Below are 11,960 nucleotides of genomic sequence, written 5' to 3'. Positions count from 1 at the left end.
TCGTCTTTAGCCTATATACGTTCAACTAGCGATAACCGCTCAACGATAGAAACATGTCGTGCGGATTGTGGGATTACCCTATGGAATTTATTACTTCATTGATTACTGATATCGGTAATTGGATTAGACCTTGGACCGATGATATATCAACGGCAGCCATTACCTGCCTGCTTGTCATGTTCGCCGCTGACATCAACCGATTTATGCGAAAGCAACTTATTGGCACCAACTTTATTGTCAGAACAATGATTTTTATTTTGATCAATGCCTTTGGTTACGGTTTGTTTATCGTCACGACGGCCCCGATCTTGGCAACGCAGTTAAGCCAGTTGGCTAACCACTGGCTCATTATCGTTGTCACAACGCTATTCGTTGTTATTGGCATCTGGGCCCAACGCCACCGCCAACAGGTTTAACATCGTCGTCCTAGCGTTACGCTGCCATTCTGAAAATGTGGTACATCATCAACAACCACAGACCAACGCCAGACACTGCCATCAAAGAGATAACGGCAAGCTGTTTTAATTTTGCAAGAAAGCACGACATATGCATAACGAACCTCCCGAACTTACACTGGCTTGATATAGAAAGGAAAATTAAGCTTTAACAACATTTTAACCCTGATAATTCACCAGCCGTTAAGACCCAGATCAGCTTCTAGAAAAGTGGCCCGAAATGCTAAATCATTGGCATGAAATGTAAAAAAACCCGGCTTTATGCCGGGTTATCATCTTTGCCGATACCTACACCCGCCGGTAAGGCAAGTAAATCGGCTCCCAAATATGTTCAGCCAACTCGTGAGCGATATCTTTACCCGCTAAATCACAGTTAGGATCTTTGGCCTGCATGTCCTTGAGAATCCGGGTAGCTACGTGCAGCGATACCTTTTTCAGGTTACTGATACGAGGGTAAACACAGCCAGACTCCAAGTCGTCATCCTCGACCATTTCCGCCAGTGCATAGGATGCGGTGGTAAACATATCCAGAGTCACCTTTTGCGTGTGGGACACAATCGCTGCCAAGCCGACGCCAGGGAAAATAAAGACGTTGTTACCCTGCCCTATGCGGTAGTCCTCGCCGTTGTAGTTAACGTCACCAAAAGGGCTGCCTGTTGCAACAATCGCCTGTCCGTCACTCCAGCGATAGATATCTTCCGGAAGCGCTTCGCAATTCGCTGTAGGATTCGACAGAGGGAAGATCATCGGGCGCTGGCTATATTCCATCATTTTCTGAATATGCTCTTCTTTAAATGCGCCACCAATCCCACTTGTCCCCAGCAGTACCGTAACAGGATAGTTATTGATTAACTCCGTCAGCGAAACCTTACCTGCCTCAGCAACACGCCAACCTTCTGCGAGGGTTTTCGGTTTAGCATAGCGTTTCTTGTACTCATCCAACCCCTCACGGTCATCAAACACTAAACCTTGAGAGTCCAAAATAAAGATCTTGTCTCGAGCAACAGCATGAGAGCAGCCTTCTTTAAGCAGACCTGCAAAGATCTGATCGGCAACGCCTACGCCACCAGCCCCGGCTCCGTAAACGACATAGCTTTGATCCGCCAGTGATTCGCCTTTGATCTTTACCGCACCGAGAATACCGGCGAGCACCACGGAACCTGTGCCCTGAATATCATCATTGAAAGATGGCAGGAACTCTTCATAATCAGAGAGATTATCGAAGGCGTTAGATTTGCTGAAGTCTTCCCATTGAAGAACTGCCTTGGGGAAATTGCGCTTTACCTGATGCACAAACTTTTCAATAAACGCTTTATAGGCTTCGCCTCTCAAGCGTCGGCGTGGCACCCCTAGATACATAGGGTCATCCAATAAATCCTGATTGTCTGTGCCAATATCAAGTGCAATCGGCAAGCAGTGGGCAGGATGAATACCGGCACCCAAGGTATATAAAGACAGCTTCCCAATGGGAATACCCATACCTCCAACCCCTTGGTCCCCGAGCCCCAAAATACCTTGGCTGTCTGTCACCACGATAATTTTTATATCTTTGCCGGTAAAGTGGCGAGCCAACTCGTCCATGTTCTCGACATTGTCTTCGGTGATATAAAGGCCGCGGGCTTTTTGGTAACGATGACTGAATTCTTGGCAGGCCTTACCAACAGTTGGGGTATAGATAATCGGAGTCATTTCTTCTATATGCCTGGAGAGCAGCGCATAGAACAATGTTTCGTTCCTATCTTGCAGAGCACGCAAGAACAGGTATTTTTCAATATCGGTAGAGGCATTGCGAAAGCCATCATAGACCCGATTTAATTGGTCTTCGAAAGTCTGAACACGCGGTGGCAACAAGCCTTCCAACTGAAAAGCTTCCCTTTCTTCGTAAGAAAAAGCGGTACTTTTATTCAAAGTCCGGTCATTGAGCAATTCAGTACCTGTCAATGAGACAGGCCTGAAGTCATCGCCATTTTCATCCTTCCAACGTAGGTATCTCCCTATCGTCATATATTCCTCCGTTCACATTATTATCATTGTTATTCATAGGCTTTCTGCTGAAGAGAAAGCCAATAAATTGTAATACTTATAAACAATTAAAAATGTGACAGTTGAAGGTTTGTCAAAAATGAAAAATACCGACAAGTTGCTTTTAAAGCACAGAAATAATGTTAAAGATACAAACTATAGAACCGTCCTGTCGTTGACTATTTCTGCCTAAAAAACACAATAACGTGGGTTTTAATCACTTTATTGGCTTTTTGCCATATGCTTGCTTCTGGTTTTTTCAAGTAAACTCATAGATTTAGACTTTACGATTTGTCGAACCAACTTCTTGTCTTTCATAACCTTTTCTCCTTGCCACAATCAACACATTTCCATATGGATTTAAACTTCAATCGTTGAATCCAGTTACGACGCACTTGAACCAAGCGCCCAGAACAATAATCACACATACAACTAGCCAAAGAATTTATTGTGAATAATTAGATAATCAATATGTCATACACCTGATTCTTTATTTCAGGGGAAAGTAAATTTTAAGTCTGCTTCATGTAAACATTTAGTCGTTGGAATGAATATCTCATTTTAAATTTGTCGGCCAATTTCACAAAAGTCTCTGTGATATATCAACGCTAGCACAAGCCTTCTAAAAGAAAGTGCGTATAGATACCCAAGCACCAGAGTACTATTTAGTGACAAAAAATTAGAAAACACTACCTATTGGAACTCAATTCACGCTCTGCAAGTTCCGACAAGCAAACGTTTTTACGCTCAAAAGACACACAAGCAATCGGTTACTTTTTATCAACCCGGTTGTATTTCAATCAAACTCATAAAAATAATTTGAAATGGCTCACAATTATTTGAGAATCAACAGATACGAGCACAAACTTTCTTTAGCCTCTATCACTCATTTAGCTCTGAACGACAACAAATACAATGACTATGAAGAAAACTTTCATTGCAGCATCTATTGCCCTTGCTGCCCTTTCTGGCTGTAACAGCAGCGATTCGGTTAATACGTACACTGAAGCGCGATTTGCCACTTTTAACCTATCTTTTGATCGTGCTACATACGAAGATCTTGTCGCAGAGATGTCACTGACTCAAGACGAGCAATCTGTATTGATTGAGCGCTACAAGAATGAAGATCGTTCATTAACTGACCAAGAAATTGCAACTGCCGAAAAAGTGATTCAAATTCGAAATGTTGCTGAGATTATCCAACGAGTACGCCCGAATGCCTTCGTCCTTGCCGAGTTCAACAACGACGGCAATGGCGAAGATATGAAAGCCCTAAATGGTTTTCATGACAACTACCTGGCCCACTCTCAAAATGATCAACAACCTATTGCCTTTGCCTACAAGCAAAACATCGCCACCAACACAGGCCTACCAAGCGACTATGATCTGAACCTTGACGGTACCGCTTCAGGTACCGGTGATGACGCATGGGGTTTTGGGTTCTACCATGGTCAATATGCCTTTGCTGTTTTCTCCCAGTTTGAAATCGACAAAGAAAACGTACGTACTTTCCAGCACTTCAAGTGGAAAGACATGCCTGGTGAGAAAAACATCGAAATCGTAAATTGTGATGTTGAACTGCCAGCGGATAAAAAATGCGGTGATGCTTGGTACAGCGATGAAGCCTGGGCACAATTCCCACTTTCTTCAAAAAACCATGCGGATATCCCAGTGATTATTCCTCAACCAAATGGCGAAAAAGAAGTGGTGCACTTCTTGGTCTCTCACCCTGCGCCACCGATTTTTGACAACCCGGCCAAACACAACACCGAACGTAACCGTGCCGAACTGCAATTCTGGAACGATTACATCGATTCCAAAAACTACATGTATGATGACAAAGGCGTTTACGGCGGCCTGCCAGCAGGTAGTCACTTCGTTGTTGCTGGCGATTTGAATGCCGATCATCAAATGGGAGATGGTGATCGTGAAACTATTGCGAACCTGATTAGCCACTCAATGGTCAATGTTGAAGGCACCCTAGGTAGCTATGCGCCAACCAGTAACGGTGGTGAATTCTGCCTTAACGAAGGTATCTGTACTCGCAACCCTGATACCCCGCATGTTGAAAATATCACAAGCACCAGTGGTCTTCGCCTAGACTACGTGATCCCATCGGCAACATTGGATGTCAAAGGCTCTGGCGTATTCTGGCCTGCCGGTAACGAAGACGGTTACTACCTCGTGTATGACGAAGAGCTAGGCAACAGCAAAGGGGTTTCATCTGACCACCGCATGGTATGGGTTGACTTGGATCTCACCAAGTAACCCTTCAAACAAAGCCTCGCCCAATGGTGAGGCTTTGTAGATGCAAAAGCCAACACATAACACCTTATTTCAGCGAGCGTCCCTGCGTTGCAATCACCTCCTGATACCAGCTAAAGCTCTTCTTGCGCTTGCGCTCAAGGGTGCCGGAGCCGTCATCGTGGCGGTCAACGTAGATAAAGCCGTACCGCTTGCTCATTTCAGCCGTTGAGTTCGCCACCAAATCAATAGGCCCCCAGCTAGTGAACCCCATCAACTCGACACCATCTAACAAGGCCTCCCTCGCCTGCACCAAATGATCGTTGAGGTACTGGATCCGGTAATCGTCTTGGATTTCACCATTTTCATCGATTTCATCACGAGCCCCCAAGCCGTTTTCAACGATAAATAATGGCTTCTGGTAGCGGTCGTATAGGAAGTTCAGCAGAATTCGCAGCCCTTTAGGATCGATAAGCCATCCCCATTGACTTTTCTCTAGGTACGGGTTCGGCACACTGTCGACAATGTTACCGACCTCCTTCTGTTTCGGATCGGCACTGGCGCAGCCACTGGCGTAATAGCTAAATGAAATGAAATCGACAGAAGCCTGAGAAATTGTTTCAAGGTCGCCCTCCTCCATCGCTATTTCAATGTTATTTTCACGGAAGTAGCGCAGCATATAACCAGGATATTTACCTCGGGTTTGTACATCGCCGAAAAACAACCACTTGTTGTTCTCGTGCATGGCGGCAATCACATCATCCGGGTTACAGGTATACGGGTAGTTGATCGCTCCAAGCAACATATTGCCAATTTTGCCATCAGGAATAATTTGCTGACACAATTTCACAGCTTTGGCATTGGCAACGAGTTGATGATGGATGGCCTGATAAATAGCCTGCTCACTAGCATCTTCTTGCAACCCCACCCCAGTAAACGGCGCATGCAATGACATATTGATTTCATTGAAAGTCAGCCACAGTTTCACTTTGTCTTTATAGCGCTGAAAAACCGTGCGAACGTAGCGTTCAAAGAACTCAATCAGCTTGCGGTCTGCCCAACCACCGTAATTCTCTACCAGTGCGTAAGGCATTTCATAATGGGAAAGCGTCACGAAAGGTGTAATATCGTGCTTGGCAAGCTCGTCAAAAATGCGGTCGTAGTATGCCAGACCCGCTTCATTTGGCTGTTGCTCATCACCATTAGGAAAAATACGGCTCCAGGCGATAGACAAGCGCAGGCAGTTGAAACCCATCTCCTTGAACAGGGAAATATCTTCTGGATAACGGTGATAAAAATCGATCGCCACGTCCTTGATGCCAGCCGAACGCTCCTCCCGGGTTTGGTGAGGACTCAAAATCCCAGAAGGTAGCATGTCCGAGGTCGATAGCCCTTTGCCATCGAGATCATAAGCGCCTTCAACCTGGTTAGCGGCAATAGCACCACCCCATAAAAAATCGTCCGGAAACTGAGTCATAGCTACCCCTAATGAGTCTTTAAGCGGCCCAAGGCCAAGCAAGTCAAACTGAATATAGAGCTAGTATCGATAAAAATAAGGAAAAGAAAAAGAGTCCAATTTTATAACTTTACTTCCCCTTATTGACGACAACCCAATACAAATTAGCGCTTTTTGCCGCATGAGCTTAAAATAAGGAAGTTTTAAACTTGTCGCGTTCCTTATTTGCAACATATTTGCTGTCCAATGAAAGATGAAAGAGCTTTTCAGTACTACTCACGCTTAATGCCTCTGGGTACAAAACAAGATGTGATGGTTTCCCTATCGGAGGTGGCGGGCATACTGTGCACGACAGCTCGGCATGGCAGGACGTTGTTACAAGCCTTGCAAGATCGGGGATGGTTAAGCTGGACCCCCAAAGTAGGTCGCAACCAGCGCTCTATTCTGCACCTTCATTATTCTCTGGTTGAACTCAAGCATCTCTTGGCCCGGCATCTCATTGGGAGCGGGCAATATGAAAATGCATTGAAACTGCTTGGGGGGGATCAAGACCAATTCAGTACCTTGCTGCAGCAAACCTCCGGAGCTAGCCTGCGAGAGGGCCAGCTTCACATCCAACTGACCTACCAACGTATTTTCAACCAACTCTTACCGCATAAACCACTGCGGAACAGTGAGCGCTTTTTGGTCAGGCAAGTATATGCGTGTCTGACAACTTGTGATCAATCCGGCCACGTTGGCCCTCAGCTTGCCCATCATTGGCAGCACAACGATAGCGCGACAGTGTGGCGCTTCTACATCCGGCCACAGTTACGGTTTCATTCCCGGGTGGCTATTGATGCAGAGCTGATTGGTGAATTGTTTACGCAACTAAGGAGTTTGCCTGAATACCAGCAAGAGCTATCACACCTTGTTCATGTCTCGGCCTCGCATCAGTGCGTTACCTTCGAACTCAGCTCTCCGGATCTGGGATTTGCCGCATTGCTTTCCGATCTGCGCTATTCAATTCAGCCACCGGCACAGCTGGTCTCGAAGCCTGGGATCACTGTCGATGGCTGCGGGCCGTTTCAAGTTATTGAGCAATCTGATAAGCGACTTCGGCTTCAGGCATTTGACCATTACTTCTCGCTGCGCTCGCTCACCGACACCGTCACCATCTGGCAATTCGACCATACCCCCAGCGAACGGATCCAATTTGGCCGCTCCGACGCTCGTGAAGAACAGCAGCCCCCAGAACAATTATTTCAAAGTGACGAGCCAGGGACCGGCAGAACACAATCTCGCATCGAGAATGGTTGTTTGTACCTATTGTTCAATATGAACAAAACAAAGACTTCTCTCAATTACGCCCAGAGAAAGTATCTAAGTACGCTACTTTCTGCGGAACTGGTCCTAGCGCAAGAAGGGTTATCCGAACTGCTCTTAGCCGCCGAGCCGGCCTATAGCCTATTGCCTAACTGGGCCAAGGTTAAGCCGCAGAGCCTAGATGAGGCAGAATTACCAAACCGGCTTGATATCGCCATCTATGATCACCTCGTGATTCTCGACTGTGCCCAAGCGCTTAGCAGCAAGTTGAATCAGATAGGTATTGAAAGCCAAGTCAATGTCTATTCATTCTCTGAACTCAATGAACAGGCTGAAAGAAATGACTTAGAAGAAACGCTCATCATCGCCAGCCTCAATGTCGACGACAACTTACCTATTTCCGTGTTTCGTTGGTTTTGCTCCAATGCCATCCTACACCAAGGTCTATCAGAAGAAGCCAGAAGCTGGCTGGTTCAAGAGTTAGTCAAGATCCGTGAGCACTGTGAGGTAGGTGAGTACCTAAACAAGCTGGAATCCCTTGCGACCACCATGCAATATGAAAATTGGCTCTCTCCCTTATTTCACCACCGCCAAACCCTAAGGTGGCGGGGAGTCCTGCAAGGCGTTTCGATGACCGACTGGTCGTGGCCAGACTTCAAGAATGTCTGGACTGATGACTAGCAGACTAAGAGGGCGAGCACTAATCTCGCCTCTCTGGTTAATGCACAAGGTTATTTAGCAAAAGTATTCAAGTCGATATCGTAACGTTCGAGCACCTCTTGCATCTGTAGCTTTTTCTGCCCTGCCGACACAGCCATCACCTTGGCTGTCACATCGGACACTTCCCCCTGGGTGATCCCCGCTTGCTTGGCCTGTTTCAGGTAATAGTTGGTACAAGGTAAGCAATTCATCGCCATTGCAGCCGCAAGGCCAACCAATAGCTCTGTTTTGGTGTCCAAATGCTCGTTATCATGGGTCGAGCGATAAAATGCCCCGTACGCTTCTTGGTGTTTTCCTAACATAAATCTCTCCTTGATGATTAAGTCGCGCCGATAATCAAATACACGCTAGCATGGCAACCAAACGAAATTTAGGATCAATATCATGGAAAGGGTTGTTAGCATTTATATTAATATCAAGTGGTTAACCTTTGCCATCACCGTAGTGCCAATGGATAGGAAAATAGTAAGCAACATCGTCAGCCTCCCCCGATAAAACAGCTAATCAGATCAAAACAAAAAGCCTATATCACTTAAGACATAGGCTTTTCATTTCCTAGCAACTAAAAAGGACAGTAAGGGTTAGACGCACTCGGTCTCCAGCGCTTTCAACACTTGTCTGTCGTTATCAACCCGCTTGATCCAACCATCGGCCTCCATGCGATTTAGCAAAGGGATCATATACTTGCGGGATAGTCCTGTTCGCTCCCTTGCTTCAGAGATGGCGAACCGCTCCCCTTCCTGCCGATGACGGAGTAGGTCTTGTACCAACCCCTCATAGATTGATGCGAGGTAGTATATTTTCCCTTCCATCGGCACCGCAAAACCAAGCCTGACTAAGTTTCTCAGCTCCTTCTGTGCGCCTGGAATTCTCTCTTTATCCGCCTCGTAACCTTGCTTACCGGCTTGCTCCATATGCTCAAGGATCTTCTTGGCTGTCGGCGACAACTGAGCTTCATTCTGTCCACTACCTAGTGAGTAAAGCTCATTGCATTGTCGTATCTTGCCTTCTTGAACCAACTCATCAAGTACAGCCGACAATGGGGCCACTGCCATTTGCAGCTTTCCACTCAGTTCAATAGACGACAGATCAATTTGTCCCTGCTTGAGAATTGCTTCGACCTGCTGATAGGTTTGATTGAAGCACTCTTCGGTATACAGCCAGTCACCACAAATTTTGTAGCCGGACTCATCGAGAGCTTGCTCTCCGCGTTTGGCAAAACCATAGAGCGACATATTGATAGTGACGTAGTCTTCCCATGCAGGATGCTGTGGCATCGCCATCAGAAGATCATAGAGTTTATTACGATCCGCCTTCGCAACAGCCCCCGACCAGACGATGGCACCACAGTTGAGAATACGACTGCCACCATGCTGGATCAGCAACGCTCTTTGATTCCAGAAGCAGCTTGCAGGCTGTTTCAGCCGAAGCCGGGCAAGGTTGGTCCCCTTGAAAACAAATATCTTAGCTAATGTATTAAACGTCCCAAACGCCACTTCCACTTCGCTGTTGTTTCGACATTTGTTTTCGAAGAGCTGGCTGTTGAGACGGACAATCACTTCATCGGTAACAAATGAAGCCTCCTTATGGCTGGTCAAGCAGAAACCCCGCTCAACCTCTTTTTTCTTGATCCCCTTGAGACCAATCGCCACTCGGGAAACCGGCTTTGCCAACTGAATATTCTGGTGGTATGACTGCAGGCTCTTAACCTGCACCTCACGACCGCCGGGCTGCATATAGAGCTTTTGACCAACCGCAAACTCACCACCACACAGACTGCCGGTGACTGTCGTCCCGACACCGTTAACGGTAAACACGCGATCGATGTATAAGTGGCCGTGGCGTGCATGGTCTTGCCGTTCGCCATCTACCGTTTTATCCAGCTTCTGACAGATGTGCTGACGCAGCCCCTCAATGCCTTCTCCTTGGAGGGCTGACACCGTGACCGAGTCCGGAATAAAGCCGGCAATATCGAGAAACTGCTCCAGGGATTCTTCTTCCACCAGACCCAACATCTCCTCTTCCACCAAATCGGCTTTGGTGATCACCAAGGTGACATTTTCAACCCCCATCGACGCGATGACTTTGAGGTGATCGGTGGACATTTGCATCCACCCTTCATCAGCCGCCACCACAAACAGCACCATATCGAGGCTCCACACCCCGGCAACCATATTGCGAATAAAGCGCTCGTGGCCCGGAACATCAATCACCCCAACTGGCTCGCCATTTTGGTGTTTAAAATAGGCAAAACCCAGATCAATGGTCATACCTCGCTTCTTTTCCTGCGGCAAATGTGCAGTATCTATCCCTGTTAGTGCTTTTATCAGGGCTGATTTACCATGATCGACGTGCCCTGCGGTTCCGACAACATAACTCATTACAACACCTCCGCCAGCTGGTTACGTAAATACGGGATCTCAGAAGCCTCAACTGTCGCCATATTAAGCTGGACCTTGTCATGCTTTATCACCCCGATCACCGGCAGTGGCCACTGCCTCATAAGGGCCAGCAATTTATCAGGAGATCGCTGGAAAGCTGGCTGGCTAGGGTTGATCTGCACCGACCAGGAGGGTTCAGACTGATCAGGCAGCGATCCTCCACCGACCGTCATTTCCGATTGCACCACCGAAATAAGATCACCAAAACCAGCGACCAATTCTTGAGCTCTTTGTTCCAGCAATCTGAGATCAGCATGGCTTTTGGTTTCGGCAACCCCTTTTCCTTCTGCCTGCTGGTTCAGCTTTCGCACCACCAACTCTTCCAACAGCGAATAAACAATCCTGCTGGGACGAAAAGCACGCATCATCGGGTTCTTCTCAAGCTGTCGAATAAGCGCATCTTTGCCCGAAATCATACCCGCCTGAGGTCCACCAAGGATTTTATCCCCTGAATAACACACCAAGTCCGCCCCGGCATCAATGTAGCTGGAAACCGTTGGCTCGTCCGGCATCTGCTCCGTCGTAGTACCAGAACCCTGATCAACCGCTAATATCACGTGATCCGGAAGCGCACTTGCCAACTCTCTGACATCAGGTGATTCGGTAAAGCCCCGGATCTTGAAGTTTGAAGTATGCACTAGCAGTACCATCGCAGTCTCGTCAGTAATGGCATCGAGATAGTCCTGGGTGGTTGTGATGTTAGTGGTACCCACTTCAACCAGCTTGGCCCCCGACAGTGCAAGAATATCCGGGATCCTGAACCCGCCGCCAATCTGGATCTGCTCACCGCGAGACACAATCACTTCTTTGCCCTTGGCCAATTCATGTAATAGCAAATAGATCGATGACGCATTATTGTTCACAACAAGCGTGTTCTCGCCTTTGACCAGATATTGCATCAGTTGCTGGAGAAGCCCTTTGCGCTTACCTCGCTTACCCGTGCTCAAATCAATTTCCAGATTGCTGTAGTGGGTATTAACTTCGGTGACCTGCTGCCAGAGATCAGCATTGATTGGCGAGCGTCCCAAGTTGGTATGAACAATAACCCCGGTACCGTTAACGACTCGCTGCAAACGCTGCTGGTTAAGCAACCAGCAAGCTCGCTCAATATTGTGATACAACTGCTCCAAGGAAAACGGATACTTTTCAGGCTCCTGTAAATGCTGCTTTTTATACCGGGCAACCTGCTCTCGAACAGCATCGGCGACTACAGGACGACTCAAGCGCTCTATAAAAGGTGCCAAAAAAGCTTGCTGCAAGATTTTTTCAATTTGTGGAATCGATGATAAGGTGCTTACTGCCATGATAAAGCCCCAT

General features: G+C 47.1%; 8 protein-coding genes. 3 read left to right on the top strand and 5 right to left on the bottom strand.

The features are described 5' to 3' along the window. Positions 1 to 80 precede the first annotated feature (80 nt). Entirely contained in the window at positions 81 to 416 is a 336-nt protein-coding gene (locus PTW35_RS19630) for a DUF3392 domain-containing protein (protein ID WP_044621413.1), read from the top strand. Positions 417 to 743: 327 nt separating this feature from the next. Here the strand turns inward: PTW35_RS19630 and PTW35_RS19625 are convergent, their stop codons facing one another. Then, positions 744 to 2,459, bottom strand: a complete 1,716-nt coding sequence (locus tag PTW35_RS19625) for an NAD-dependent malic enzyme (protein ID WP_281028609.1) — start codon at positions 2,457 to 2,459, stop codon at positions 744 to 746. Between the two features lie 933 nt (positions 2,460 to 3,392). Between PTW35_RS19625 and PTW35_RS19620 the strand changes: the two genes are divergently transcribed. Further along, a complete protein-coding gene (locus PTW35_RS19620; protein WP_281028608.1) occupies positions 3,393 to 4,745 on the top strand; it encodes an endonuclease/exonuclease/phosphatase family protein in 1,353 nt (450 codons plus the stop codon). A 64-nt stretch (positions 4,746 to 4,809) separates the two neighbouring features. Here PTW35_RS19620 and ascB read toward each other — a convergent pair whose 3' ends face one another. Continuing rightward, positions 4,810 to 6,198 (bottom strand): 6-phospho-beta-glucosidase, encoded by a 1,389-nt coding sequence (ascB, locus tag PTW35_RS19615; RefSeq protein ID WP_281028607.1) that lies wholly within the window; start codon positions 6,196 to 6,198, stop codon positions 4,810 to 4,812. A gap of 225 nt (positions 6,199 to 6,423) precedes the next feature. On the opposite strand from ascB, the gene PTW35_RS19610 reads away from it, so the two are divergent. Beyond that, complete coding sequence (locus PTW35_RS19610) at positions 6,424 to 8,163, top strand: SgrR family transcriptional regulator (RefSeq protein ID WP_281028606.1); 1,740 nt, start codon at positions 6,424 to 6,426, stop codon at positions 8,161 to 8,163. 50 nt (positions 8,164 to 8,213) lie between these two features. On the opposite strand, the gene PTW35_RS19605 is transcribed toward PTW35_RS19610, so the two are convergent. The 3 genes from PTW35_RS19605 to selA form a co-directional block, all read right to left on the bottom strand. After that, entirely contained in the window at positions 8,214 to 8,504 is a 291-nt protein-coding gene (locus tag PTW35_RS19605) for a carboxymuconolactone decarboxylase family protein (protein WP_281028605.1), read from the bottom strand. A gap of 279 nt (positions 8,505 to 8,783) precedes the next feature. Next, complete coding sequence (gene selB, locus PTW35_RS19600) at positions 8,784 to 10,583, bottom strand: selenocysteine-specific translation elongation factor (RefSeq protein ID WP_281028604.1); 1,800 nt, start codon at positions 10,581 to 10,583, stop codon at positions 8,784 to 8,786. Continuing rightward, positions 10,583 to 11,947: an L-seryl-tRNA(Sec) selenium transferase gene (selA, locus tag PTW35_RS19595; RefSeq protein WP_281028603.1), complete on the bottom strand. Its 1,365-nt coding sequence runs from the start codon at positions 11,945 to 11,947 to the stop codon at positions 10,583 to 10,585. The genes selB and selA overlap by 1 nt, the downstream gene beginning before the upstream one ends. Between the last annotated feature and the right edge of the window lie 13 nt (positions 11,948 to 11,960).

Origin of the sequence: Photobacterium sp. DA100, from assembly GCF_029223585.1 — a bacterium.
Classification (GTDB): Bacteria; Pseudomonadota; Gammaproteobacteria; order Enterobacterales; family Vibrionaceae; genus Photobacterium.
This window is presented reverse-complemented; position numbering and strand designations above follow the sequence as displayed.